The organism is Pseudomonas sp. 5Vm1k, assembly GCF_056161485.1.
Window position 1 is genome coordinate 217,333 of record NZ_JBSPCZ010000005.1, and the last position, 23,882, is coordinate 241,214.

The following is a 23,882-nucleotide window of genomic DNA, read 5'->3' on the forward strand; positions in this document are numbered from 1 at the left end:
TTCTTTATATAGAAGCATAGGGAGTTGTACATGGCCGATACGCGGCGTTGGTTCTGGTTGGGCGGGGTGGTCCTGCTCTGCGCGTTTGTCTGGCTATTGCATCCGATACTGACGCCATTCCTGGTGGCGCTGTTGTTGGCCTATCTGTTCGATCCATTGGTGGATCGCCTGGAGAGGGCCGGTCTGTCGCGAACCTGGGGTGTGGTGGCGGTGTTTGCGCTGTTTACCCTGATCTTCACAACGTTGCTGTTGGTGCTGGTGCCGTTGCTCGCCAAGCAGTTATTTCGCTTGTATGAACTGGCGCCGCAGATGCTCGACTGGTTGCAGCACACGGCGCTGCCGTGGGCGCAGTCGAAATTCGGGCTGTCGGATAATTTCTGGAAGTTCGACAAGCTCAAGGCGGCGATCAGCGAGCACATGGGCCAGACCACCGACATTGTCGGCGTGGTGCTGAGTCAGGCGACGGCCTCCGGGCTGGCGTTGATCGGCTGGTTGGCGAACCTGGTGCTGATCCCGGTGGTGAGTTTCTACCTGCTGCGTGACTGGGACCTGATGATGGCCAAGATCCGCAGCCTGTTGCCCCGTGATCGCGAAGAGCGCGTGGTGTCGTTGGCCGGTGAATGCCATGAAGTGCTTGGGGCGTTTGTACGCGGGCAATTGCTGGTGATGCTGGCGCTGGGCGTGATCTATGCCGCGGGCCTGATGCTGGTCGGGTTGGAGTTAGGGCTGTTGATCGGCCTGATTGCCGGTCTGGCGGCGATTGTGCCGTACATGGGGTTTGTCATCGGGATTGGCGCGGCGTTGATTGCCGGACTGTTCCAGTTCCATGGCGACCTGTATCCGATGCTCGGTATCGCTGCGGTGTTCATGGTCGGGCAGGCGCTGGAAGGCATGGTGCTGACGCCGTTGCTGGTCGGGGACCGGATCGGCCTGCACCCGGTGGCGGTAATTTTCGCGATTCTGGCCGGTGGCGAGCTGTTCGGCTTTACTGGCGTGCTGCTGGCGTTGCCGGTGGCGGCGGTGATTATGGTGCTGGTGCGTCATGTGCATGATTTGTATAAAGATTCGGATATGTACAGTGGGGCCGATGAGCCCGAGCTTTAAGTCGATCTGATCGCTCCTCGCGGGTGGCCTGGTTTACCGCCAGGCTGGCCCGTTTCCCTCTCGCGGCTGTCACATGCGCCGCCAAAGAATCTGTCATAAAACCAGCGCATTAACGCAAACCTTTGATTTTGCTTGTGGTCTGCTGCATTGTGCGGGCTGCCTCACGGGTATAAACTTCGCAAACTTTACACAGAGGCCACTAACGGTTCCTTTGGAACTGTTCAGTCAGCATGAAACCGATTCAGCTGCCCCTAGGTGTGCGTCTGCGTGATGACGCTACCTTTATCAATTACTACCCAGGCGCCAATGCCGCTGCACTCGGCTATGTCGAGCGGCTATGCGAAGCCGATGCCGGCTGGACCGAAAGCCTGATTTACCTCTGGGGCAAGGACGGGGTAGGGCGCACGCACTTGTTGCAGGCCGCCTGCCTGCGGTTCGAGCAGATGGGCGAACCGGCGGTGTATCTGCCGTTGGCCGAGTTGCTGGATCGCGGCATCGAAATCCTCGACAACCTCGAACAGTACGAACTGGTTTGCCTCGACGACTTACAGGCAGTCGCCGGGCGAGCGGATTGGGAAGAGGCGTTGTTTCACCTGTTCAATCGTCTGCGTGACAGCGGTCGGCGCCTGCTGATTGCCGCATCGACCTCGCCGCGTGAACTGCCGGTGAAGCTGGCGGATCTCAAATCCCGGCTGACCCTGGCGCTGATCTTCCAGATGCGTCCGCTGTCCGATGAAGACAAATTGCGAGCCCTGCAATTGCGCGCATCCCGTCGCGGTTTGCACCTGACGGACGAAGTCGGGCATTTTATTTTGACCCGCGGCACCCGCAGCATGAGTGCGTTGTTCGAGCTGCTTGAACGTCTCGACCAGGCCTCCCTTCAAGCTCAGCGCAAGCTGACGATTCCTTTTCTGAAAGAAACCCTGGGTTGGTAGCGACACCAGTAAATCCAAGGCCTATAGCGGGTTTTGGCATATTCCAGGCGCCAGAAAATCCGCTTTCCTGCAGGGCTGCAGGCTGCGTAAACATTCAAAGTGGGCTTAAGCGCTTAGATGTAAACGAGAAACCGAGAAGTCACAAAAAGATCGATTGAATTTGCAAATGAGGTTGATAGCGGGCATAGTCTCGGCTTCTTTACAACTATCAGCCACGGTCGTGCCCATGCTAAATCGCTTCGCACCCCTCGTGCCTCTCGCACTCGTCACCCTGTTGTTCGGTTGCGCTGCTCACTCTCCAGTGTCCCAGCAAGAGCAACAACAGCAGGTCAAAAACTCTGTTACCGCCCAATCTTCCGTCCTGTATCAGGACACTCTTTTCCAGGAAGAAACGGCCACCGAAAAAGAACTGGCAAGCTTCGCCGACGGCAAGTCTTACCAGCTTCCGGTTCTGGCTGACAGCATCCTCGAACGCGGCATGTCCCTGATCGGTACCCGTTACCGTTTCGGCGGTACCTCTGAAGCCGGTTTCGACTGCAGCGGTTTTATCGGCTACCTGTTCCGCGAAGAGGCCGGCATGAACCTGCCGCGCTCCACTCGCGAAATGATCAACGTGGATGCCCCGCTGGTCGCGCGCAACAACCTCAAGCCCGGTGATTTGCTGTTCTTCGCCACCAATGGTCGTCGCGGTCGTGTCAGTCACGCCGGGATTTACCTCGGTGATGACCAGTTCATCCACTCCAGCAGCCGCAAAAGCGGTGGCGTGCGAGTCGATAGCCTGGGCGACAGCTACTGGAGCAAGACCTTCATCGAAGCCAAGCGCGCACTCGCGATGGCGCCGACCGTGGTCACCGCTCGCAAGTAAGCACACTTTATGTAAGGCGAACTTAAAGTCTTACTTGAAGTTTGGCGCATAGGCGCTAGAATCCTGATCTATTATTGATGGCAAACCGCCTGCGCTCTGCGCAGGCGGTTTTCTTTTCTGTCTTCCCGGCAGAAAAAAGCCGCAGCCAGATCAGGATGCTCTGCTTATGACGATGTCGGCCCGCCTCACCCTGATGCTCTTCGCAGCGCTGCTCAGCGCCTGCGCCAGCCGTACACCGCCGCCGCCCGCGCCGGTGGTTCGAGCGCCGATTATTTTTGGCCCCGCCCAAGCATTCTCCCCTGAAGCGGAAGACGTGTTGTTTCGCGCCCTCGGCCTGGTGGGCACGCCATATCGCTGGGGCGGCAATACACCAGATTCCGGATTCGATTGCAGTGGCCTGATCGGTTACGTCTACCGTGACGTCACCGGCATTTCCCTGCCGCGCACCACTCGCGAAATGATCAGCATGCAAGCGGCCAATGTCGGCAAGGAAGGCCTGCAAACCGGTGACCTGATTTTCTTCGCCACCAATGGTGGCTCCCAGGTCAGCCACGCCGGCATCTACGTCGGTGAAGGCCGCTTTGTTCACGCCCCGGCCACTGGCGGCACCGTGAAGCTCGACAGCCTGTCCAAAGCCTATTGGCAGAAAGCCTATCTGAGCGCCAAACGCGTCTTGCAACCTGAGCATCTGGCGCGTAATCAGTAGGTTTTCCGCGCAAGGGGTTGTGATGACCAATCGCACGCTCAATCTCGACGATTCCCTGTATCAGTACCTGCTCGACGTTTCCCTCAGGGAAACGCCGCTGCTCAAGCGTTTGCGTGACGAAACCCAATCTCTGCCCATGGCTCGCTGGCAAGTGGCGCCAGAGCAGGGGCAGTTCCTCGCCTTGTTGGTCAAACTCACCGGCGCCAGGCGTTTGCTGGAAGTCGGCACCTTCACCGGTTACAGCGCCTTGTGCATGGCGGCGGCGTTGCCGGACGACGGCTCGTTGATCTGTTGCGATATCCCCGGCGACTACAACGCCATCGCGCGGCGATACTGGCAGGAGGCGGGCCTCACTGAACGCATCGACCTGCGTCTGGCGCCCGCGCTGGAAACCCTCGCACAGCTGCAGCAGCCAGAGCAGTTTGATCTGGTTTTCATCGACGCTGACAAAGCCAATTACCCGAGCTATCTGGAACATGCCTTGCGTTTGCTGCGGGTGGGAGGCCTGGCGGTGTTCGATAACACCTTGTGGAGCGGGCGGGTGCTGGAGAGCAATCCCGAGAGTGCGGACACGCGGGCGATTCAGATGCTCAATCGGGCGTTGAAGGAGGATGTGCGGGTGGATTTGTCGCTGTTGCCGATTGGCGATGGATTAACGCTTTGCCGTAAACGCTGATGCTTATAAATGTGGGAGCGGGCTTGCTCGCGAAAGCGGTGTGTCAGTCGACATTATTGTTGAATGACACACCCTCTTCGCGAGCAAGCCCGCTCCCACATTGGGTTTTGGTGTTGGCAGGAAGCGTTTTATTTGGCCGCAGAAACCCGCCAAACTTTGTTCCCTACGTCATCCGCCACCAGCAAGCCTCCTTGATGATCAATCACCACACCCACCGGCCGGCCCATGGCTTTCTCGTCTTTATCGAGGAACCCGGTCAGCACATCCACCGGCTGCCCGGTTGGTTTACCCGCCGCGAATGGCACGAAAATCACTTTATAGCCGCTGTGCGGTTTGCGGTTCCATGAACCGTGCTGGCCAATGAAGGCGCCGTGGGTAAATGGTGTCGGCAGTTTGCTGCCTTCGGCAAAGGTGAAGCCCAGCGAAGCGGTGTGCGGGCCGACGGCGTAATCCGGGGCGATAGCCTTGGCGACCATTTCCGGGTTTTGCGGCTCGACGCGCACATCGACGTGCTGCCCGTAATAACTGAACGGCCAGCCGTAGAACGCGCCGTCCTTCACTGAGGTGATGTAGTCCGGCACCAGGTCGCTGCCGATCTCATCCCGCTCGTTGACCGACGTCCATAACGCGCCGCTGCTCGGTTCCCAGCCCATGCCGTTGGGGTTACGCAGGCCCGAGGCGAAGATTCGGTGATTGCCGGTGGCACGGTCCACTTCCCAGATCGCCGCGCGACCTTCTTCGGCGGCCAGGCCGTTTTCGCCGACGTTGCTGTTGGAGCCAACTGTCACGTAGAGCTTGCTACCGTCCTTGCTGGCGATGACGTTTTTGGTCCAGTGGTGGTTGATCGTCCCGCCCGGCAAATCGACGACTTTGGTCGCTGGCGCGGTGATGGAGGTTTCGCCGTCCTTGTAGGGGAAGCGGATCAACTTATCGGAATCAGCCACGTACAGATCGTTACCGACCAGGGCCATGCCGAACGGCGAGTTGAGGTTTTCCAGGAATACCGTGCGGGTTTCGGCCACGCCGTCGTGGTCCTTGTCCCGCAACAGCGTGATGCGGTTCGGGCTCGGTACGCCGGCACCAGCGCGGCCCATGACTTTCTTCATCACCCAGCCGCGAATGCCGCTGGAGTCATCAGGCTTGGGCGGGGCATTGGTTTCCGCCACCAGCACATCACCGTTAGGCAACACGTAGAGCCAGCGCGGATGGTCGAGCCCTTCGGCAAATGCCGCGACCTGGGTCCCCGCCGCAGCGGTAGGTTTTGCGCCGGCCGGCCAGCCGATCGCCGGGGCAATGTTCACCGTCGGGATCAGGGTTTTGTTCGGTTCTGGCAGCTTGGGCGACGGGCCGGTGCCATCCGAAACTTGCAGGCTGGAAGTCTCGCCGCAGGCGACAAGGCCTCCGGCGAGCGCGATGACGAGAACGAGCTGGGGCTTGCGCATGCTGATCTTCCCTATGAATGCATTGACCTTATCAATAGAGAAGCGCAAACGCGCGATGGTTCAACCCATCAACCACGGGCTTCTTTGAACAGCACCGCGATGCCCGGGTGATACTGGCCACCTTCGTTGCGCAACTTGCGGTAGGCATAGGGGAAATACCAGGCGACGGCGCAGGTGTGTTCCTTTTGCAGGTCGTCGACCATGTCCTGGAGTTCTTCCGGGGTCGCACTTTGCTGGGCCTTTTGCGGGGCGACGAACAGGCAGCCGAGTTTCAGGTCGCTGGCGTAGCTGATTCGCTTGGCGTCGGCGGTGATATCGGCCAGGGCTTGTGTCAGGTTCAAGCTGTTGACCTTTGGCCAACGCTGCGTGGCTTGAAAGTAGGCGCGTTCTTCGGTGGTGGCGATAAACAGATCGGCGCGGGCGTTACGCTCACCTTCTTCGGTCTGTTTACGGGTCGGCGTCTGTTGCAGCGTGACCATTTCCGCCATCCAGGCCGCTGCCGACAGCAGGCCGAGATTGGCCTTTTCGTCAAACCAGTACGGCGTATCGTTATCGCCGCGCACGGCGTTGTAGCGGTCGATACAGTCAAACCAGCGTTCCAGCAGCGGGCGCAGGAATTCCAACTTCGGATTGCTGATGATCATGCCTTGCATGTGGCTCACCCTTGTTATTGTGTTGTGAGATGTGGCTCTTTGATATCACTGCTCGGAGTGTGGCACAAGAATGACGTCGGATAATTGATCGACGGCAGATATTCGCCCGGCGGCGCCCCGGCTTTAATTGACGCTCCACCCCCAACCCTCTAACCTTCGCGACTTGTTTCAGGTGCTCTGTGGCTGCGGTCGACAGAGTGAAACAGGGAAGCCGGTGAGTCCTCTCTTCAAACGAAGAAGTTCACGATCCCGGCGCTGCCCCCGCAACGGTAAATGAGTAAAGGCTGCGCCTTGAGCCACTGTGTCGACTGTCGATATGGGAAGGCGCGCAGTCCGGTGCAAACCGCTCATGAGCCCGGAGACCGGCCTGATCCATCCAGCGGCATCACGGTGGGCGATGCCAGGCTTCTTGCCGTCTATTCTTGTGCCTGCCCGCCGTTATCCAGCCTCAACGGAGAGCTCCCCCATGACTGATACCCCCGATCGTGACGAACGCCACCTGGCGCGCATGTTGCGCAAAAAAGCCGTGATCGACGAACGCATCGCCAACTCGCCAAACGAATGCGGCCTGCTGCTGGTGCTGACCGGCAACGGCAAAGGCAAAAGCAGCTCGGCCTTCGGCATGCTGGCCCGATCCATGGGCCATGGCATGCAATGCGGTGTGGTGCAGTTCATCAAGGGCCGCAACAGCACCGGCGAGGAATTGTTCTTCCGTCGCTTCCCGGAGCAAGTGCGCTTTCATGTGATGGGCGAGGGCTTCACCTGGGAAACCCAGGACCGCCAGCGTGACATCGCCGCCGCCGAAGCGGCGTGGGCCGTGTCCCGCGAACTGCTGCGCGATCCATCGATCGGCCTGGTAGTGCTGGATGAACTGAACATCGCCCTCAAGCACGGCTACCTCGATCTCGATCAAGTGCTCAGCGACTTGCAGGCCCGTCCGCCGATGCAGCATGTCGTCGTCACCGGTCGCGGCGCCAAGCCGGAAATGATCGAGCTGGCCGACACTGTCACCGAAATGAACGTGATCAAGCACGCCTTCCAGGCTGGGATCAAAGCGCAAAAAGGCGTCGAATTGTGAGTCAGCCTCGTCATTGCCCGGCGGTATTGATTGCCGCGCCGGCCTCCGGTCAGGGCAAGACCACCGTCACCGCCGCGCTGGCCCGGTTGCACCGCAATCAGGGGCGCAAAGTGCGCGTGTTCAAATGCGGCCCGGATTTTCTCGACCCGATGATTCTCGAGCGCGCCAGTGGTGCGCCGGTTTATCAATTGGACATGTGGATGGTCGGCGAGCAGGAAAGTCGTCGGCTGTTGTGGGAAGCCGCAGGTGAAGCCGATCTGATTCTGATCGAAGGCGTCATGGGCCTGTTCGACGGCACGCCGTCCAGTGCTGACCTGGCGCGGCATTTCGGCGTACCGGTGCTCGGCGTGATCGACGGCACCGCCATGGCCCAGACCTTTGGCGCGTTGGCGTTAGGGTTAGCGAAGTATCAGCCGGATTTGCCGTTCGCCGGCGTCCTGGCCAACCGCGTCGGCACTTTGCGTCACGCACAATTGCTCGAAGGCAGCCTGACCGAAGGCTTGCGCTGGTACGGCGCATTGTCCCGGGAAACAGGGATCGAATTGCCGAGCCGTCACCTTGGCTTGGTGCAGGCCAGCGAGTTGAACGACCTCGATGTTCGCCTCGATGCGGCGGCCGATGCGTTGGCCAGCAGTTGTGAGGTAGCGCTGCCACCGGCCGTCGAATTCGCCGCCCCGGACGTGATCGCTGCCGAGCCGTTGCTGGCGGGCGTGCGCATCGCCGTGGCCCGTGACGAAGCGTTTGCCTTCACCTACGGCGCGAGCCTGGATCTGTTGCGGGCGATGGGCGCTGAACTGGCGTTTTTCTCGCCGATTCGCGATACCGAATTGCCCGAAGCTGACAGCCTCTATCTGCCGGGCGGTTACCCCGAGCTGCACCACGTCGCCCTGGCGCAAAACACCTCGATGCTGACCGCGATTCGCGCGCATCACGCCGCCGGTAAACCGCTGTTGGCTGAATGTGGCGGCATGCTGTATCTGCTCGATTCGTTGACCGATGTCGACGGTACTCGCGCTGAATTGGTTGGGTTGCTGGCTGGGGATGCGGTGATGCAAAAGCGTCTGGCGGCATTGGCGTTGCAAGCGGTCGAGTTGCCTGAAGGCTTGCTGCGCGGGCACACCTATCATCACTCGTTGACCAGCACTGAACTTGAGCCGATTGCCCGGGGCCTGAGCCCTAATGGCGGGCGCGGGGCAGAGGCGGTTTATCGTGAGGGGCGGATGACGGCCTCTTATGTGCACTTTTATTTTCCGTCCAATCCATCGGCGATTGCCGCGCTGTTTGCGCCTGATCTTGAGGACGCCTTCGCGAGCAAGCCCGCTCCCACAGTTGAAGCTAAATTACCTGAAGAAATGCGATCTACTGTGGGAGCGGGCTTGCTCGCGAAGAGGCCATGACCGACAACGCCTTCTCCGAGGACGAACGCGCCGCCGTCTACCGAGCCATCGCCGAACGCCGCGACATGCGCCACTTCAGCGGCGGCACTGTCGAACCTGAGCTGCTGCGCCGCCTGCTCGAAGCCGCCCATCAGGCCCCCAGTGTCGGCCTGATGCAACCGTGGCGCTTCATCCGCATCAGCGATAAAGCCCTGCGCGGGCAGATCCAGCAACTGGTGGAAGAAGAACGCATCCGCACCGCCGAGGCCCTCGGCGAGCGCACCGACGAGTTCATGAAGCTCAAGGTCGAAGGCATCAACGATTGCGCCGAAGTGTTGGTCGCTGCGCTGATGGACGATCGCGAGCGCCATATTTTCGGCCGCCGCACCTTGCCGGAAATGGACATGGCCTCGCTGTCTTGCGCAATCCAGAACCTGTGGCTGGCCTCCCGCGCCGAAGGGTTGGGGATGGGCTGGGTTTCACTGTTCGAGCCGCAAGCCCTGGCGGACCTGCTGGGTTTGCCCGCCGGCGCCAAGCCGTTGGCCGTTCTTTGCCTCGGCCCGGTCAAGGAATTCTATCCGGCGCCGATGTTGGTACTCGAAGGCTGGGCGCAGGCGCGTCCACTCAGTGAACTGTTGTATGAGAATTTTTGGGGAGTGAGTCAATGAGTGTGGCGTTGTTGAGTGTCGCCGCGGTTGCGCTGGATGCGCTGCTGGGTGAACCCAAACGCTGGCATCCGCTGGTGGCGTTCGGCCGTTTTGCCGATCGCATCGAACAACGTTTCAACTCCGGTGGCCGTGGCTGGCGCAGTCATGGCGTCACCGCTTGGGTGATCGCGGTGTTGCCGCTGACCTTGCTGGCCACGGCATTGTCCTGGGCGCCTTATGTCGGTTGGCTGGTCGAGATCCTGGCGCTGTATTGCGCCCTCGGCATGCGCAGCCTCGGCGAACATGTCGAGCCGGTGGCCAAGGCCCTGCGCAGCGATGATCTGGACGAAGCGCGCAAACGCGTGGGCTATCTGGTCAGTCGCCAGACCAGCGAACTGGACAAGACCGAAGTCGCCCGCGCCGCCACCGAATCGGTGTTGGAAAACGGCAGCGACGCGGTATTCGCTGCGCTGTTCTGGTTTGCCGTGGCCGGTGCGCCGGGCGTGGTCCTCTATCGATTGAGTAACACCCTCGACGCCATGTGGGGTTATCGCAACGAACGCTTCGAACGGTTCGGCTGGGCGGCGGCAAAAATCGACGACGTCCTCAACTACATTCCCGCGCGCCTGGTGGCGTTGACCTACGCACTGCTGGGCAAAACCCGACTCGCATTGAAATGCTGGCGCACCCAGGGCCCGACCTGGGACAGCCCGAACGCCGGGCCGGTGATGGCGGCCGGTGCCGGTGCGCTGGGTGTCGAGTTGGGCGGGGCGGCGATTTATCACGGTGAACTGCATCAGCGTCCGCAACTGGGCGAAGGCCCGGCGGCGGATGCCGACTCCATCGACCGTGGCTGGCAATTGGTCCAGCGCGGCGTATGGTTATGGCTGCTGATTCTCTGCGTGGGAGCTGAATTCTATGCTTGAGCACGGTGGTCGGCTGCGTAAGGCGGCACTCGAATACGGCATTGCCGAAGCTGATTGGCTCGACCTCTCCAGTGGTCTGGCGCCCTGGCCGTTTCCTGTCCCGGAAATTCCGCTACGGGCCTGGGCACGTTTGCCGGAAACCGACGACGGGCTGGAGCAGGCTGCTTGCGATTACTACGGCGCGGCGCAAGTGCTGCCGGTCGCCGGTTCGCAGATGGCGATCCAGTTGCTGCCGCGTTTGCGTCGGGCCGGCAAGGTCGGCGTGCTGTCGCCGTGTTATGCCGAACACGCCGAAGCCTGGCGCCGTAATGGCTACATCGTGCGCGAAGTGCTGGAGCAGGAAGTCGACTTCTTTCTCGACAGCCTCGACGTGCTGGTGGTGGTCAACCCGAACAACCCCACGGGCCTGAGCCTGAGCCCGAGTCGCCTGCTCGACTGGCATTCGCGACTCGCCCAGCGCGGAGGTTGGCTGGTGGTCGACGAAGCGTTTATGGACAACACGCCGCAACTGAGTGTGTCGCCGTTTGCCAATCAGGTCGGTTTGATTGTGTTGCGCTCGTTCGGCAAATTTTTCGGTCTTGCAGGCGTGCGTTTGGGCTTCGTCCTGGCCGAGCGCAAGTTGCTCAAATTGCTCGCCGAGCAAGTCGGACCGTGGGCGGTCAGTGGCCCGACCCGGGTGCTGGGCCAAGCCTGTTTGCAGGATACCGAAGGCCACGCCCGGCAACGGTTGCGCAGTGACGAGGCCAGTCAACGCTTGGCCGCGCTGCTGGAGCGTAACCATTTCAAACCCCAGGGCGGTTGTGCCTTGTTTCAATGGCTGATCACCGAGCGCGCTGAAGAACTCCATGAGTTCATGGCCCGGCGCGGCATCCTGCTGCGGTTGTTTATCCACAACAGCAGCCTGCGTTTCGGTTTGCCGGCCGACGCTGCCGAAGAAACCCGTCTCGAGCAAGCCTTGCAAGCCTTCGCCAAGGAAATCCAATGACTACGTTGATGGTGCAGGGCACCACGTCCGACGCCGGTAAAAGCACCTTGGTGACGGCGTTGTGTCGCTGGGTCACGCGCCACGGCGTGCGCGTTGTGCCGTTCAAGCCGCAGAACATGGCGTTGAACAGTGCCGTGACCGCCGACGGTGGCGAGATCGGTCGCGCGCAAGCGGTGCAGGCCCAGGCCGCCAACCTTGAACCGCACACCGACATGAACCCGGTGCTGCTCAAACCCAACAGTGACACAGGCGCCCAAGTGATCATTCATGGTCGCGCGGTCACCACCATGAATGCGGTTGCCTATCACGACTACAAAGCCATCGCCATGCAAGCGGTGCTGGCCTCCCACGAACGGCTGAGCGCGGCGTATCCGGTGGTGATGGTCGAAGGCGCGGGCTCGCCGGCCGAGATCAATCTGCGTGCTGGCGATATCGCCAACATGGGTTTTGCCGAAGCGGTGGATTGCCCTGTGGTGCTGATTGCCGACATCAATCGCGGTGGGGTTTTTGCCCATTTGGTCGGTACGCTGGAGCTGCTGTCACCCAGCGAACAGGCGCGGGTCAAAGGCTTCATCATCAACCGTTTTCGCGGCGACATTGCTTTGCTGCAACCGGGCCTCGACTGGCTGGAACAGCGCACTGGCAAACCGGTGATCGGCGTCCTGCCTTATGTGATGGACCTGCACCTGGAAGCCGAGGACGGCATCGATCAGCGCCAGACCGACAAGGCTGATCAAGTGCTCAAAGTGGTGGTGCCGGTGCTGCCGCGCATCAGTAACCACACCGATTTCGATCCGCTGCGCCTGCACCCGCAAGTGGACCTGCAATTCATCGGCCCCGGCCAAGCGATTCCGGCGGCTGACCTGATTATTCTTCCCGGCTCGAAAAGCGTACGTAGCGACCTTGCGTACCTGCGGGCCAATGGCTGGGACACGGCAATCTCCCGACACCTGCGCTACGGCGGCAAAGTGCTGGGGATTTGCGGCGGGCTGCAAATGCTTGGCGAGCAGGTGCATGACCCACTGGGCCTCGAAGGCGCGCCGGGTTCCAGCGCTGGTTTGGGTTTGCTGGCGTTCGAAACGTTGCTCGAAGAAGAGAAGCAATTGCGCAATGTGCGTGGGCGATTAGCGTTGGAGAATGCTGAAGTCAGCGGCTATGAAATCCATGCCGGCGTAACCACGGGGCCGGCGTTGGAAAACGCGGCCGTGCAGTTGGACGATGGTCGCTGCGACGGCGCACAAAGTCTCGATGGGCAGATTTTCGGCACCTACCTGCATGGGCTGTTTGAATCACCGGCAGCGAGCAGCGCGTTGTTACGCTGGGCCGGTTTGCAGAACGTGCAGGAAGTGGATTATCACGCCTTGCGCGAGCGCGATATCGAGCGGTTGGCGGATTTGGTGGAGAAGCATTTGGATACCGCGCTATTGCGTGGGCTCTGCGGGTTTTAAGGTGGGTTTGATGGCCTCTTCGCGAGCAAGCCCGCTCCCACATGGTTTTGGGTTAACCACAGGTTGAGTGGTCAATAGAGATCCACTGTGGGAGCGGGCTTGCTCGCGAAGACGGCAGTCGCCTCACCGCACATTTATAGGACGTCACCATGCTCCAACTCATCCTCGGCGGCGCCCGCTCCGGCAAAAGTCGCCTGGCGGAAAAACTCGCGGCAGACAGTCAACTCCAGGTCACCTACATCGCCACCAGCCAACCCCTGGACGGCGAAATGAACGACCGGGTCGCCCATCACCGCGCCCGCCGGCCCGCCGAATGGGCGCTGATCGAAGAGCCGCTGGAACTGGCCCGCGTCCTGCGCGAAAGCGCCAGCGCCGAGCGTTGCCTGTTGGTGGATTGCCTGACCCTGTGGTTGACCAATCTGCTGATGCTCGACAACCCCGAGCGCCTGACTGCCGAACGCGATGCCTTGCTGGACTGCCTGGCCGGGCTGCCGGGTGAAATTATTTTTGTCAGCAACGAGACCGGAATGGGTGTCGTGCCGCTGGGCGAATTGACTCGCCGCTATGTCGATGAAGCCGGTTGGCTGCATCAAGCCCTGGCTGAGCGCTGTCAGCGTGTCGTTCTGACCGTCGCCGGCCTGCCCCTGACTCTTAAAGGTACTGCGTTATGACTCAATCCTGGTGGCTGAACCCGTGCAAACCGATCAATGCGGCCGTCGTCGAACAGGCTGAGGCCCGTCAGCAGCAACTGACCAAACCTGCCGGTTCCCTCGGTCGGCTGGAATCGGTGGCGGTGCAACTGGCCGGGTTGCAAGGTCAGGTCAAACCAAGCCTCGATCGGCTGTGGATCGCGATTTTTGCCGGTGACCATGGCGTGGTCGCTGAGGGCGTATCGGCGTTTCCTCAGGAAGTCACTGGGCAGATGCTGCATAACTTCGTCACTGGCGGCGCGGCAATCAGTGTGCTCGCTCGGCAACTGGGCGCTCAACTGGAAGTGGTCGACCTCGGCACCGTCACGCCGTCGCTGAACCTGCCAGGTGTACGCCATCTGAATGTCGGTCCGGGCACAGCCAACTTTGTGAACGGTCCGGCCATGACCGCCGCTCAAGGCGAACTGGCGCTACAAGCCGGGCGTGACAGCGCGTTGCGCGCCATCGCTGCCGGTGCGCAGTTGTTTATCGGCGGCGAAATGGGCATCGGCAACACCACGGCGGCCAGCGCTCTGGCCTGCGCTTTGCTGGATTGCCCAGTGGTGCATCTGACCGGGCCGGGCACCGGGCTAAATGCGGCGGGTGTCAGCCATAAAGCGCAAGTGATCGAGCGTGCGTTGGCGCTGCACGGCGCCCTGCGTGGCGATGCGCTGCTAACCCTTTTCAACCTTGGCGGTTTTGAAATCGCGGCGTTGGTTGGCGCGTATCTGGCCTGCGCCCAGGAAGGCGTTGCGGTGCTGGTGGACGGCTTTATTTGCAGCGTCGCCGCGTTGGTGGCGGTGCGTTTGAATCCAGAGTGCCGCCAGTGGTTGCTGTTCGGCCATCGCGGCGCCGAGCCGGGTCATCGTCATGTGCTGGAAACCCTGAACGCCGAGCCGTTGCTGGACCTCGGTCTGCGTCTGGGCGAGGGCAGCGGTGCCGCGCTGGCGGTGCCGTTGTTGCGTCTGGCGTGCGATCTGCACGGGCAGATGGCGACTTTCGCTGAAGCAGCGGTGGCGGATCGTCCGGCATGACCATGCGCCTGGATTTGCTGCGCCACGGCGAGACCGAACTCGGTGGCGGCTTGCGCGGCAGCCTCGATGACGCACTGACCGACAAAGGCTGGGCGCAACTGCGTGCGGCCGTGATCGGGCAGGGACCGTGGGATCGTCTGGTCAGCTCGCCATTGCAGCGTTGTGCACGGTTTGCGGAAGAACTGGGCGGGCAACTCGGTTTGTCGGTGCAGTTGGAAAAAGACCTGCAAGAACTGCATTTCGGCGCGTGGGAGGGGCAGAACACAGCGGAACTCATGAAAACCAGTGCCGAGGCGTTGGGGCTGTTCTGGACTGATCCATATTCGTTCACGCCACCCGAGGGTGAGCCAGTCAGCGACTTTTCAACGCGGGTGCTGGCGGCGGTCGAGCGGCTGCACGCGAGTTATGCGGGCGAGCGGGTGTTGCTGATCACCCACGGCGGGGTTATGAAGTTGCTGCTGGCCCAGGCCCGTGGCTTGCCGCGTGAGCAGTTGCTCAACGTCGAAGTCGCCCACGCTTCGTTGCATTCGCTGTCGGTCGGCGCCGGCCCCTTGTTACGGGAAGCACTCTGAGCATGTTGCCGTTCTGGATCGCCCTGCAATTCTTGAGCAGCCTGCCGATTCGTCTACCGGGCATGCCGGCACCTCAGGAATTGGGGCGCTCGCTGCTGTTTTATCCGTTGGTGGGGTTGCTGTTCGGCGCTCTGTTATGGGCGTTGAACGGATTATTATTCGGCACGCCGTTATTGCTGCACGCCGCACTGCTGCTGACGGTTTGGGTGTTGCTCAGCGGCGCGCTGCACCTGGACGGTTTGGCCGACAGCGCCGATGCCTGGCTCGGCGGGTTTGGCGACCGTGAACGCACCCTGACCATTATGAAAGACCCGCGCAGCGGGCCGATTGCAGTGGTCACGCTGGTGTTGGTGTTGCTGCTCAAATTCGCCGCGTTGCTCGCGTTGATCGAGCAGGGGCACGGCGTTGTCTTGATCATCGTGCCGTTGATCGGACGTGCGGCGTTGTTGGGGTTGTTCCTGACGACGTCGTATGTGCGGGCCGGCGGGTTGGGGCAGGCGTTGGCCGATCATCTGCCGCGTAAGGCTGGGTGGCAGGTGCTGATAATCAGTGCGCTGACCTGTGTGTTGATCGCGGGTGTTTTCAAAGGCCTGGTTGCGCTCGTGCTGGCGGCGGTGGGGTTTATCTGGTTGCGCCAGGTGATGGTGCGGCGGTTGGGCGGGACCACGGGCGATACGGCGGGGGCGTTGCTGGAGTTGCTGGAAATGGCGGTGCTCGTAGGACTGGCATTATTCCTGTAGGAGCGAGGCTTGCCCGCGAAGAACGATAACGCGGTGTGTCTGCGATACCGCGGTGCATTGTTCCCGGGCAAGCCTCGCTCCTACAGGGTTATGTATCAAAAATTTGCTTTCATTTAACCGCGGGTATATACACGCACCATGCTCGATTCCCAATGTTTATGTATCAACCTGCGTCGCGCCGCCCGTGGCGTCAGCAGGCATTACGACGGCGCACTCGACGGCTTCGGGATCAACGTTGCCCAGTATTCTTTGCTGTGCAATTTGCAGCGTCTGGATCAGCCGAGTATTTCCACCCTGGCCGAAGCGATGGGCCTGGACCGCAGCACTTTGGGGCGCAATTTGCGGGTGCTGGAAGGCGAAGGGCTGGTGACGTTGGTCGAGGGCGAAGACATGCGCAACCGCATCGTCAAGCTCACCGAGGCTGGCGCGGAACGCCTGGCAGCAGCCTTGCCGGCCTGGGAGGCGGCGCAGCAGCGGTTGATTGACCGTCTGGGCGCCGAAAAACGTGAAACCTTACTTAGATTGCTGGACGAGCTGGCTTGATGCCGGTTAGTTCGACCTTAAGCGGGTATATACCCGCTACCGGAGAATAAGAATGACATCGATGTGGCGTACTTGCGGTTGGGTGTTGGTGGGGAGTGCGCTGATTCTGGCGTTGTCCTTGGGCGTGCGACACGGCTTCGGGCTGTTCCTGGCGCCGATGAGCGCCGAGTTTGGCTGGGGGCGTGAGACGTTTGCGTTTGCCATCGCCCTGCAAAACCTGATCTGGGGCCTGGCGCAGCCGTTCACCGGCGCCCTGGCAGACCGCTTTGGCGCGGCAAAAGTGGTGTTGGTCGGTGGCGTGTTGTACGCGACGGGCCTGATCTTCATGGGGATGTCCGACTCAGCGGTAACCTTGTCTTTGAGCGCTGGCCTGTTGATCGGCATCGGCCTGTCGGGCACTTCGTTCTCGGTGATTCTCGGCGTGGTCGGGCGCGCGGTACCGCCAGAAAAACGCAGCATGGGCATGGGCATTGCCAGCGCCGCCGGCTCATTCGGCCAGTTCGCCATGTTGCCCGGCACGCTGGGGCTGATCGGCTGGCTCGGCTGGTCTGCCGCATTATTGGTGCTGGGCTTGCTGGTAGCGCTGATCGTGCCGTTGGTGAGCATGCTCAAGGACAAGCCGTTGCCGACCCTCGGCCATGAGCAAACTTTGTCCGAAGCGCTGCGCGAAGCCTGCTCCCATTCCGGCTTCTGGCTATTGGCGTTCGGCTTTTTTGTCTGCGGTTTCCAGGTGGTGTTTATCGGCGTGCACTTGCCGGCTTATCTGGTGGATCAACACCTGCCGGCTTCTGTTGGCACCACGGTGCTGGCGCTGATCGGGCTGTTCAATATCTTCGGTACCTATACCGCAGGCTGGCTCGGTGGGCGGATGTCGAAGCCGCGCTTGCTCACCGGTTTGTATCTGTTGCGAGCGGTGGTGATCGGGTTGTTCCTGTGGGCACCGGTCACCACGACCACGGCGTATCTGTTCGGTATGGCGATGGGTTTTCTCTGGTTATCTACGGTGCCATTGACCAATGGCACGGTGGCGACCTTGTTTGGTGTGCGCAACCTGTCCATGCTCGGTGGGATTGTGTTCCTGTTTCACCAGCTCGGCTCGTTCCTCGGCGGCTGGTTGGGCGGGGTGGTGTATGACCGGACCGGGAGTTACGACTTGATCTGGCAAGTGGCGATTCTCTTGAGCCTGTTAGCCGCCGCGTTGAACTGGCCGGTACGCGAACGGCCGGTGGCGCGGTTGCAAACCCAAATGAGTGCGATATGAACAGTCTTTGGCCGCGAATCGTTGCAGTTGCTGGCGGTGCCTTGCTGCTGGCCCTGGCGTGGTGGGGCTGGCATCAGGGCGGGCTGGCGTTGATGCAGTTGGGCATGGGTGCTTGCTAGGGCGTTGCGAGGGCGAGTAACTTCGATTTCTGACGACTTCTCAAGGATGTACCGACATGCCGATGCGCTGGCTTGCAGTCCCCGCGTTGTTGATGGCGTTCACCGGATTGGCCCAGGCAGCCGACTGTCCGGAGCTCTTGCAAGGCTCACTGCCGAAGTTGCGGGCCAAGGAATCCATCGATTTGTGCCAGCGCTTCGCCGGCAAGCCGCTGGTGGTGGTCAACACCGCCAGCTTCTGTGGATTCGCTCCGCAGTTCAAAGGCCTTGAGGCGCTGTATCAGCGTTACAAGGACCAAGGGCTGGAGGTGATCGGCGTTCCGTCCAATGACTTCAAGCAAGAGTCCAAGGACGGCGCCGAGACCGCGAAGGTCTGCTACGTCAACTATGGCGTGACCTTCACCATGACCGAGCCGCAGAAAGTCCGCGGCGACGATGCGACCCACCTGTTCAAGATACTCGCCGCGCAAAGCAGCGCGCCGAAGTGGAATTTTTACAAGTACGTGGTTGATCGCCAAGGCAAGGTGATTGCCAATTTCTCCAGCCTGACCAAGCCCGACAATCCTGAATTCATCGAAGCGGTCGAGAAAGCCCTGGCCTCCAAACCCTGATTCCTGTGGGAGCGGCGGTGCGACGATTCGACTTGCTCGCGAAGGCGATGTGTCATTCAACAAGGATGTTGAATGGGCCGCCCCCTTCGCGAGCAAGCCTGCTCCCACAAAAAAGCCCCGCCTCTGTACAAGAGAGCGGGGCTTTTTTGATTCAGGCAGCGAGCGGTTCAGCCTCGCCGTGAATCATCAGAAGCGGTAGGTCGCACCGACACCGAAACCGTTCGCCCAGTTTTGATACTTGGCGCTGTAGGCTTGGCCACGGTCGTTGGTGTTGTTGATATTGACCGACTCTTCGCGCAGGTACGAGTACGCCACGTCGATGGTCAGGTCGTCGGTCGGGCTCCAGCCGGCGCCCAGGCTGAAAATCTTGCGATCGCCAGTCGGGATGCGTGGGGAGCGGTCGACGTTGTTGGTCGGTGCCTGATCGAAGGTCAGACCGGTACGCAGGACCCATTCCTTGTTCAGCTGGTAGGACGCACCGATGGCGTGAGCCCAGGTGTCGTGCCAGTTCTGTTCTTCGGTGATGGAACCGAATTGACCGTTCAGGGCGGCCGGAACACCTTTGTTTTCGACGGTGATTTCTTTCAGGCGGCTCCAGCGAGTCCAGGTGCTGCCCGCGTACACGGTCCACTTGTCGTCGATCTGGTGAGTCAGCGAGAAGTCCACCGATTCAGGGGTGGTCAGGTCCAGCGAAGCGTCGTACTTCTGGCTTGGATTCTGGCCAAGAATGCCCAGTACACCGTAGTTGACCTTGGTGTTGCCTTCGAGCTTGTACTTCACTTTCGAGTGATAGGTCAGGCCGACACGAGTGCTGTCGGTCAACTGAGCCAGGATCCCGATGTTGTAGCCCAGTGCAGTGTCGTCGCCCTTGATCTTGACTTCGCCATCAGGAAGAGCCGAGACAGCCGACAGGTTTGATTCCAGCTTGCCGTCGATACGGTTGATGGTCGGACCGAAACCGATCGATACCTTGTCGTTGAAGGCGTAGCTCACGGTCGGTTGCAGGGTCACGACTTTTACGTCGCTGGTGCTGCCGAAGTAGCGGCCGGCAAAACCGTGCTCGTAATCGGTCACCAGACCGAACGGAGCGTACACACCCACACCGACTGCCCATTGATCATCGATAGGCTTGACGTAGTAGCCCATCGGTACGGCGATGAACGGCACCATGTCGCCGTCGTTGCTGCCGCTGTTCGGGCGGGAGCTGGCTTTGCTGATGTCGGTGTGTGCGTCGAGCATTGCAGCGCCGCCGGTGACTTGTTCGCGCTTGATGCGTGCCATGCCGGCAGGGTTGCCATAAATTGTGCTTGCGTCATCGGCAGAGGAAGATCGCCCAGCAAAACCTGTACCCATCCCGCTAATACTTTGTTCGTTGATGGCAAAGCCACTTGCGAAGAGCTGGGTGGATGCCAAGGTAACGGCGAGGCTAAGGGTGGTTTTGAGCATGACTTTTTTCATTATTAGAACTCCTGGTGATCACCGGGGCGAAAATTACCAACATTTTCGTCCCAGCGCTATAGCCTGTATGGGTTGAGTTAGAGCGGTTTTGTAGGACAATCAGACCAGATTCGCGTCCTGTTGCGAGATCTTGTGAAATGAGGTGGTCAGCAAGCGACCTGATTCAGCGATGAAACACAGGTTTGCCAGGCGCAGGTAAAGTCGCGCAGGCGTCCCTGAGGCTGGAAGGTCTGGCGCCAGATTCGGGCCATGCCCAGCAAATCATCAGAGTCGGGGAGGGGAGTGTTTTGCTCTTCTACCAGCAGCCAGGCGATGGCGGTGGCGTAACGCAGGTTAACGGTCAATTCCAGGTGTGGACTGCTTAAAAAAGCATGCTGACTGGCGAGGCCGCGAACCAGGCTCGCCCGTTCAGGGTCGAGGGCCAGGTAGTGATCCCACAACGCCCGGTGACGGGGCTCGGGAATTCGATACAGGCCATGTCCACGGCGGTCATGCAGGGCGGAACCAAGGGCTGACTGGCTGGCGGCGATGCCCAGCAACAGGGATTCGGCAGTTGCGCTATGGCGCCCGAGGTAAATCAAGGTCGGGCGGATCACATAACGACACAGTTCGCTGGCAGCGATACCCATAAAGCCCTCGAAACATTAAATGGGCGGCGATACCTGAAGGGGGGGCTTGGCAGCAGTGAATCGACTCAGGCTCGCCGGAAGCGGATCAAGCCGCTTGAGTTGAAGTGTAGTGTCATATTCGCGCCGTAAAGGTCTGTTTTTAAAATATTTCCGGCAGCCAGTTATAACCGTTATATCGGTTAGTGCTTAGGCGTTGAGCGGGGGAAGTGAAATATCAGGCAATAAAAAGCCCCGCTTTTTGAGCAGGGCTTTTGAGGTTTTCAGTCTTTCTGGCGTCTCAGGCAACCAGTGCCTGGCGAGTACGATCGATCACGGCCTGCAGCGGTTCAGCGCTGGAGTATTGATCGGGGTACAGGCGTTCGCTGTGACGGGCGATGCCGTGTTCGTTGACCAGAGTGAAGCTGAAGCAGCCTTTGCGAGCGGCCATGATCAGGCAGTTCATTGGTGCAAAAGCGTTGGTTAGGGTGCGAATGGCATCCTGAGTGTGGATTTGAGTAGACATTGTTGGTGTTCCTACAAGCGACACGGATAAGAGCCGTGCAAAATTAAAACGTTCCAGTGACGACGACCACCATTGGTCGATCGAAGAACCCGACTGGAACAAAGCAGCCAGTTTGAAGCGCTGATAATTGGCGCGCTTGGGCTGGCAGGTAGGTACTTAGGAGGGCAGGCAACACATCAAGGGCAAAGGTTCTGGGCCCGGGGTGAAGATCCTGATCAATTTGCAGGCTGGTTCGGTCAGAGTAAGTGAGCTTCGCAACACCCTTTGCAATCATTTCAAAGGCAGTGTTGACGCAAGGTTTACCTGGAAACCATCGAGGTGGTCGATCCCGCTTTGTCGGTTGAGGCTTCTCAAGGGAAGGCTGACCGGGGGGATTTGTTCGACCAGAATTGACTTTCAGCTTGGTACTAACGCCGCGGATACTAACGGATTGAATTTGAGAAAGGAAGTGTGTTAGCAAAAAAAGATCTTCGGCCGGGTGGTTGAGTCGCTTTCGGCGGGGGTAATTGTAGGCCGTAAACACGGGACCTGCCCTGTAATGGCTCAGGAATTAACCGTTGGTCGTCTCGCTGCAGCGGCCCTGAATCAGCCTGGGTCAACGTTTTGCCACGGCTTATCCCCAGGCTTGGCTGCAAAATGCGCCGAAAAAGCGCACCGATATAACCGCCGCGAAGGTACTTGTGCACATAAGTTGCGCAGACTGTCACGCCACTGTCACCTTGGCTTCAAACACAGTGGGTGCCTGTAATGAAAATTTAAGTCAATGAAAAACATCGCTTTTTTTTACTGGTGAAAAAATCGTCAGTTTGACTGCGAGCCCCATTCCACAGGGCTTTGCGAGAGTTCAAGGGCGGTTGTCCACTGAGTTATCCACAGCTTCTGTGGATTGTCCCAAGCGCTTGCTCTAGGACGGGCGTGCCGGGTTTTTTTCGACTTTACCTGTAAGAAAAAAAGAGTAGAGTGGCGCGCCTTCCGATCTGCCCTACAGTGCTTTATGAAGTTTCGCTCAGTATCATCCGCTGTTACCGCGACACCCCCGACTGTTACCCCACCCAAGCGCTTTTCCATGCGTGTGGCCGAGTGGCTGCTCGACAGCCCGCGCCTGGGCGATAACCCCAACGTCAAACATTTTGCCGGACGTTTGCTCAAGCAACCGGCCCGTGAAGGGGTGGTGGCTGCGCAAAGCCGTTTGGGTCAGTTGATGTGCCGCGAATGCGGCAATGCCCGGGATCGGCGCATCGGTCACGACTTGCTGCGCCAGGCCGCCCGCGCCGGTGACCGGCGCGCCCAGCAGGAACTTGGGCTGATCGAAGACTGAGCTGTCCAAGACCTGACGCCTTGGTTAACCTTCAGGCTTTATCTCATCGGCAGGAGTCGCTATGGCTATGGACTTGACCAGCATATTGCTTGGTCTGGCGGGCGCAGCAGTGCCATTGTTGGCGCTGGCCTGGCACATCCAGCGTCGGGCGAGCTCGGCGCAAGCCGATCAGGCGCTGCTGGAAGAGCGGCTGGCCATGGCCCAATTGGCCCAGGATGGTTTGAATGCCCAGCTCGATGCGTGCCGCGACGAAATCGGCGACCTGAGTCAGGCCAACTCCACCAAGCAAGCTGATCTTGCTGCGCTACGCCGTGAAGTCGAGTTACTGCAAATCGAACGTGACGATGCCCGCGACGCGGCCCACGCCTGGAACATCGAACGCGCCGGCAAAGAGGCTGAGTTGCGTCGTCTGGACGCGCAAACCGCGTCCCTCAACGCCGAGCTGCGCGAACAACAGGAAAGCCATCAGCAACGTCTCAACGACCTTCAGGGCTCACGGGATGAATTGCGGGCGCAGTTCGCCGAGTTGGCGGGCAAGATCTTCGACGAGCGCGAGCAGCGTTTCGCCGAAACCAGTCAGCAGCGCCTCGGACAGTTGCTTGATCCGCTGAAGGAGCGCATCCAGTCCTTTGAAAAACGCGTTGAAGAAAGCTATCAAGCCGAAGCCCGTGAACGCTTTTCCCTGGCCAAGGAACTGGAGCGCCTGCAACAGCTCAACCTGCGTCTGAGCGACGAAGCCACCAACCTGACCCGTGCCTTGAAAGGCCAGAAAACCCAAGGCAACTGGGGCGAGCTGATTCTCGAGCGCGTGCTTGAGCACGCCGGCCTGGAAAAGGGCCGCGAGTACCAGACCCAGGTCACCCTCAAAGGCCCGGACGGCGAACGTTTCCAGCCGGATGTGATCATTTACCTGCCCGGCGACAAGCAGGTGGTGGTCGACTCCAAGGTCAGCCTCACCGCTTATCAGCAATACGTCGCCGCCGACGACGATGCCATCGGCCAGATTGCAATCAAGCAGCACGTATTGTCACTGCGTAATCACGTCAAAGGCTTGTCCGGCAAGGATTACAAGCGACTCGATGGTCTGCACAGCCTGGATTTCGTTCTACTGTTTGTTCCCATCGAAGCGGCGTTTTCTGCGGCATTGCAGGCCGAGCCGACGCTGTTTCAGGAGGCCTTCGATCGCAACATCGTGATCGTCAGCCCGACCACGTTGCTGGCGACGTTGCGGGTCATCGACAGTCTGTGGAAGCAAGAGCGCCAGACCCAGAACGCGCGGGAAATCGCCGAGCGGGCCGGGTGGCTGTACGACAAATTCGTGTTGTTTATTCAAGACCTGGACGAAGTCGGCAATCGCTTGCAGCAACTCGATAAAGCCTACAGCTCGGCACGCAACAAGCTGACAGAAGGGCGCGGCAACCTGGTCAGCCGTAGCGAGCAATTGAAGCTGCTGGGCGCGCGGGCGAGCAAGAGCTTGCCGGCGGATTTGCTCGAGCGGGCGATGACCGATGTGGATGGGTTGGCGGAGTTGCCGGAGTAAGTCAAAAACTTCGCGAGCAAGCCCGCTC

At 60.1% G+C, this 23,882-nt stretch carries 26 protein-coding genes and 1 riboswitch; of the genes, 21 read left to right on the top strand and 5 right to left on the bottom strand.

Translation table 11 applies throughout. The features are described 5' to 3' along the window. The first annotated feature begins 30 nt into the window (after window positions 1-30). The 5 genes from ACWIKB_RS12370 to ACWIKB_RS12390 all read left to right on the top strand — a co-directional run bounded on the left by ACWIKB_RS12370 (window position 31) and on the right by ACWIKB_RS12390 (window position 4,286). Window positions 31-1,104, top strand: coding sequence for an AI-2E family transporter (locus tag ACWIKB_RS12370; protein ID WP_475267092.1), 1,074 nt, complete (start codon window positions 31-33; stop codon window positions 1,102-1,104). A 230-nt stretch (window positions 1,105-1,334) separates the two neighbouring features. Further along, window positions 1,335-2,039, top strand: coding sequence for a DnaA regulatory inactivator Hda (gene hda / locus ACWIKB_RS12375; protein WP_054049492.1), 705 nt, complete (start codon window positions 1,335-1,337; stop codon window positions 2,037-2,039). Between the two features lie 226 nt (window positions 2,040-2,265). Continuing rightward, entirely contained in the window at window positions 2,266-2,904 is a 639-nt protein-coding gene (locus ACWIKB_RS12380) for a C40 family peptidase (RefSeq protein ID WP_475267095.1), read from the top strand. A gap of 166 nt (window positions 2,905-3,070) precedes the next feature. Further along, the gene (locus tag ACWIKB_RS12385) at window positions 3,071-3,610 is read left to right on the top strand and encodes a C40 family peptidase (protein ID WP_475267097.1); all 540 of its coding nucleotides are present in this window, start codon (window positions 3,071-3,073) and stop codon (window positions 3,608-3,610) included. Window positions 3,611-3,632: 22 nt separating this feature from the next. Then, window positions 3,633-4,286: an O-methyltransferase gene (locus ACWIKB_RS12390; protein WP_475267099.1), complete on the top strand. Its 654-nt coding sequence runs from the start codon at window positions 3,633-3,635 to the stop codon at window positions 4,284-4,286. Between the two features lie 128 nt (window positions 4,287-4,414). Here the strand turns inward: ACWIKB_RS12390 and ACWIKB_RS12395 are convergent, their stop codons facing one another. Together ACWIKB_RS12395 and ACWIKB_RS12400 are read right to left on the bottom strand one after the other, a co-directional pair. Further along, window positions 4,415-5,728: a PQQ-dependent sugar dehydrogenase gene (locus tag ACWIKB_RS12395; RefSeq protein ID WP_475267101.1), complete on the bottom strand. Its 1,314-nt coding sequence runs from the start codon at window positions 5,726-5,728 to the stop codon at window positions 4,415-4,417. Window positions 5,729-5,796: 68 nt separating this feature from the next. Further along, window positions 5,797-6,381: a hypothetical protein gene (locus tag ACWIKB_RS12400; protein ID WP_475267103.1), complete on the bottom strand. Its 585-nt coding sequence runs from the start codon at window positions 6,379-6,381 to the stop codon at window positions 5,797-5,799. A 153-nt stretch (window positions 6,382-6,534) separates the two neighbouring features. Then, window positions 6,535-6,766: riboswitch (cobalamin riboswitch) on the top strand. 81 nt (window positions 6,767-6,847) lie between these two features. On the opposite strand from ACWIKB_RS12400, the gene cobO reads away from it, so the two are divergent. The 14 genes from cobO (at window position 6,848) to ACWIKB_RS12470 (ending at window position 18,407) form a co-directional block, all read left to right on the top strand. After that, the gene (gene cobO / locus ACWIKB_RS12405; protein WP_054049504.1) at window positions 6,848-7,459 is read left to right on the top strand and encodes a cob(I)yrinic acid a,c-diamide adenosyltransferase; all 612 of its coding nucleotides are present in this window, start codon (window positions 6,848-6,850) and stop codon (window positions 7,457-7,459) included. Continuing rightward, window positions 7,456-8,856, top strand: coding sequence for a cobyrinate a,c-diamide synthase (locus tag ACWIKB_RS12410; RefSeq protein ID WP_475267105.1), 1,401 nt, complete (start codon window positions 7,456-7,458; stop codon window positions 8,854-8,856). Before cobO ends, ACWIKB_RS12410 begins: the two co-directional genes overlap by 4 nt. Further along, complete coding sequence (gene bluB, locus ACWIKB_RS12415) at window positions 8,853-9,503, top strand: 5,6-dimethylbenzimidazole synthase (protein WP_475267106.1); 651 nt, start codon at window positions 8,853-8,855, stop codon at window positions 9,501-9,503. The genes ACWIKB_RS12410 and bluB overlap by 4 nt, the downstream gene beginning before the upstream one ends. Next, window positions 9,500-10,408 carry an adenosylcobinamide-phosphate synthase CbiB gene (cbiB, locus tag ACWIKB_RS12420; protein ID WP_475267108.1) on the top strand — a complete coding sequence of 303 codons (909 nt, stop codon included), beginning with the start codon at window positions 9,500-9,502 and terminating at the stop codon, window positions 10,406-10,408. The genes bluB and cbiB overlap by 4 nt, the downstream gene beginning before the upstream one ends. Further along, window positions 10,401-11,393, top strand: a complete 993-nt coding sequence (gene cobD, locus ACWIKB_RS12425; protein WP_475267110.1) for a threonine-phosphate decarboxylase CobD — start codon at window positions 10,401-10,403, stop codon at window positions 11,391-11,393. The genes cbiB and cobD overlap by 8 nt, the downstream gene beginning before the upstream one ends. Further along, complete coding sequence (locus ACWIKB_RS12430; RefSeq protein ID WP_475267112.1) at window positions 11,390-12,841, top strand: cobyric acid synthase; 1,452 nt, start codon at window positions 11,390-11,392, stop codon at window positions 12,839-12,841. Before cobD ends, ACWIKB_RS12430 begins: the two co-directional genes overlap by 4 nt. A 149-nt stretch (window positions 12,842-12,990) precedes the next feature. After that, window positions 12,991-13,512, top strand: a complete 522-nt coding sequence (cobU, locus tag ACWIKB_RS12435; protein WP_475267114.1) for a bifunctional adenosylcobinamide kinase/adenosylcobinamide-phosphate guanylyltransferase — start codon at window positions 12,991-12,993, stop codon at window positions 13,510-13,512. Continuing rightward, complete coding sequence (gene cobT, locus ACWIKB_RS12440; protein ID WP_475267116.1) at window positions 13,509-14,564, top strand: nicotinate-nucleotide--dimethylbenzimidazole phosphoribosyltransferase; 1,056 nt, start codon at window positions 13,509-13,511, stop codon at window positions 14,562-14,564. Before cobU ends, cobT begins: the two co-directional genes overlap by 4 nt. Continuing rightward, window positions 14,561-15,136, top strand: coding sequence for an alpha-ribazole phosphatase family protein (gene cobC / locus ACWIKB_RS12445; RefSeq protein ID WP_475267118.1), 576 nt, complete (start codon window positions 14,561-14,563; stop codon window positions 15,134-15,136). The genes cobT and cobC overlap by 4 nt, the downstream gene beginning before the upstream one ends. Before the next feature lie 2 nt (window positions 15,137-15,138). Then, window positions 15,139-15,876, top strand: coding sequence for an adenosylcobinamide-GDP ribazoletransferase (locus ACWIKB_RS12450; protein ID WP_475267120.1), 738 nt, complete (start codon window positions 15,139-15,141; stop codon window positions 15,874-15,876). A gap of 138 nt (window positions 15,877-16,014) precedes the next feature. After that, window positions 16,015-16,419: a MarR family winged helix-turn-helix transcriptional regulator gene (locus ACWIKB_RS12455; RefSeq protein WP_475267122.1), complete on the top strand. Its 405-nt coding sequence runs from the start codon at window positions 16,015-16,017 to the stop codon at window positions 16,417-16,419. Window positions 16,420-16,471: 52 nt separating this feature from the next. Next, entirely contained in the window at window positions 16,472-17,680 is a 1,209-nt protein-coding gene (locus ACWIKB_RS12460; RefSeq protein ID WP_475267124.1) for an MFS transporter, read from the top strand. Continuing rightward, window positions 17,677-17,799, top strand: a complete 123-nt coding sequence (locus tag ACWIKB_RS12465; protein ID WP_256207536.1) for a hypothetical protein — start codon at window positions 17,677-17,679, stop codon at window positions 17,797-17,799. The genes ACWIKB_RS12460 and ACWIKB_RS12465 overlap by 4 nt, the downstream gene beginning before the upstream one ends. Window positions 17,800-17,855: 56 nt before the next feature. Then, window positions 17,856-18,407 carry a glutathione peroxidase gene (locus tag ACWIKB_RS12470; protein WP_475267126.1) on the top strand — a complete coding sequence of 184 codons (552 nt, stop codon included), beginning with the start codon at window positions 17,856-17,858 and terminating at the stop codon, window positions 18,405-18,407. 186 nt (window positions 18,408-18,593) lie between these two features. Here ACWIKB_RS12470 and ACWIKB_RS12475 read toward each other — a convergent pair whose 3' ends face one another. The 3 genes from ACWIKB_RS12475 to ACWIKB_RS12485 all read right to left on the bottom strand — a co-directional run bounded on the left by ACWIKB_RS12475 (window position 18,594) and on the right by ACWIKB_RS12485 (window position 20,996). Then, window positions 18,594-19,865 carry an OmpP1/FadL family transporter gene (locus tag ACWIKB_RS12475; protein WP_475267128.1) on the bottom strand — a complete coding sequence of 424 codons (1,272 nt, stop codon included), beginning with the start codon at window positions 19,863-19,865 and terminating at the stop codon, window positions 18,594-18,596. 146 nt (window positions 19,866-20,011) lie between these two features. Beyond that, window positions 20,012-20,494: a hypothetical protein gene (locus tag ACWIKB_RS12480; RefSeq protein ID WP_475267130.1), complete on the bottom strand. Its 483-nt coding sequence runs from the start codon at window positions 20,492-20,494 to the stop codon at window positions 20,012-20,014. A gap of 277 nt (window positions 20,495-20,771) precedes the next feature. Beyond that, window positions 20,772-20,996 carry a hypothetical protein gene (locus ACWIKB_RS12485; protein WP_003214941.1) on the bottom strand — a complete coding sequence of 75 codons (225 nt, stop codon included), beginning with the start codon at window positions 20,994-20,996 and terminating at the stop codon, window positions 20,772-20,774. A 994-nt stretch (window positions 20,997-21,990) separates the two neighbouring features. On the opposite strand from ACWIKB_RS12485, the gene ACWIKB_RS12490 reads away from it, so the two are divergent. Together ACWIKB_RS12490 and ACWIKB_RS12495 are read left to right on the top strand one after the other, a co-directional pair. After that, entirely contained in the window at window positions 21,991-22,314 is a 324-nt protein-coding gene (locus ACWIKB_RS12490) for a sel1 repeat family protein (protein WP_475267132.1), read from the top strand. A gap of 175 nt (window positions 22,315-22,489) precedes the next feature. Further along, window positions 22,490-23,854 (top strand): DNA recombination protein RmuC, encoded by a 1,365-nt coding sequence (locus ACWIKB_RS12495; RefSeq protein WP_163910401.1) that lies wholly within the window; start codon window positions 22,490-22,492, stop codon window positions 23,852-23,854. The last annotated feature ends 28 nt before the right edge of the window (window positions 23,855-23,882 follow it).

Coding starts and splice junctions, on each gene's coding strand:
- ACWIKB_RS12370 (WP_475267092.1), top strand. CDS start 31: ATGGCCGATACGCGGCGTTGGTTCTGGTTGGGCGGGGTGGTCCTGCTC.
- hda (WP_054049492.1), top strand. CDS start 1,335: ATGAAACCGATTCAGCTGCCCCTAGGTGTGCGTCTGCGTGATGACGCT.
- ACWIKB_RS12380 (WP_475267095.1), top strand. CDS start 2,266: ATGCTAAATCGCTTCGCACCCCTCGTGCCTCTCGCACTCGTCACCCTG.
- ACWIKB_RS12385 (WP_475267097.1), top strand. CDS start 3,071: ATGACGATGTCGGCCCGCCTCACCCTGATGCTCTTCGCAGCGCTGCTC.
- ACWIKB_RS12390 (WP_475267099.1), top strand. CDS start 3,633: ATGACCAATCGCACGCTCAATCTCGACGATTCCCTGTATCAGTACCTG.
- ACWIKB_RS12395 (WP_475267101.1), bottom strand. CDS start 5,728: ATGCGCAAGCCCCAGCTCGTTCTCGTCATCGCGCTCGCCGGAGGCCTT.
- ACWIKB_RS12400 (WP_475267103.1), bottom strand. CDS start 6,381: ATGCAAGGCATGATCATCAGCAATCCGAAGTTGGAATTCCTGCGCCCG.
- cobO (WP_054049504.1), top strand. CDS start 6,848: ATGACTGATACCCCCGATCGTGACGAACGCCACCTGGCGCGCATGTTG.
- bluB (WP_475267106.1), top strand. CDS start 8,853: ATGACCGACAACGCCTTCTCCGAGGACGAACGCGCCGCCGTCTACCGA.
- cbiB (WP_475267108.1), top strand. CDS start 9,500: ATGAGTGTGGCGTTGTTGAGTGTCGCCGCGGTTGCGCTGGATGCGCTG.
- cobD (WP_475267110.1), top strand. CDS start 10,401: ATGCTTGAGCACGGTGGTCGGCTGCGTAAGGCGGCACTCGAATACGGC.
- ACWIKB_RS12430 (WP_475267112.1), top strand. CDS start 11,390: ATGACTACGTTGATGGTGCAGGGCACCACGTCCGACGCCGGTAAAAGC.
- cobU (WP_475267114.1), top strand. CDS start 12,991: ATGCTCCAACTCATCCTCGGCGGCGCCCGCTCCGGCAAAAGTCGCCTG.
- cobT (WP_475267116.1), top strand. CDS start 13,509: ATGACTCAATCCTGGTGGCTGAACCCGTGCAAACCGATCAATGCGGCC.
- cobC (WP_475267118.1), top strand. CDS start 14,561: ATGACCATGCGCCTGGATTTGCTGCGCCACGGCGAGACCGAACTCGGT.
- ACWIKB_RS12450 (WP_475267120.1), top strand. CDS start 15,139: ATGTTGCCGTTCTGGATCGCCCTGCAATTCTTGAGCAGCCTGCCGATT.
- ACWIKB_RS12455 (WP_475267122.1), top strand. CDS start 16,015: ATGCTCGATTCCCAATGTTTATGTATCAACCTGCGTCGCGCCGCCCGT.
- ACWIKB_RS12460 (WP_475267124.1), top strand. CDS start 16,472: ATGACATCGATGTGGCGTACTTGCGGTTGGGTGTTGGTGGGGAGTGCG.
- ACWIKB_RS12465 (WP_256207536.1), top strand. CDS start 17,677: ATGAACAGTCTTTGGCCGCGAATCGTTGCAGTTGCTGGCGGTGCCTTG.
- ACWIKB_RS12470 (WP_475267126.1), top strand. CDS start 17,856: ATGCCGATGCGCTGGCTTGCAGTCCCCGCGTTGTTGATGGCGTTCACC.
- ACWIKB_RS12475 (WP_475267128.1), bottom strand. CDS start 19,865: ATGAAAAAAGTCATGCTCAAAACCACCCTTAGCCTCGCCGTTACCTTG.
- ACWIKB_RS12480 (WP_475267130.1), bottom strand. CDS start 20,494: ATGGGTATCGCTGCCAGCGAACTGTGTCGTTATGTGATCCGCCCGACC.
- ACWIKB_RS12485 (WP_003214941.1), bottom strand. CDS start 20,996: ATGTCTACTCAAATCCACACTCAGGATGCCATTCGCACCCTAACCAAC.
- ACWIKB_RS12490 (WP_475267132.1), top strand. CDS start 21,991: ATGAAGTTTCGCTCAGTATCATCCGCTGTTACCGCGACACCCCCGACT.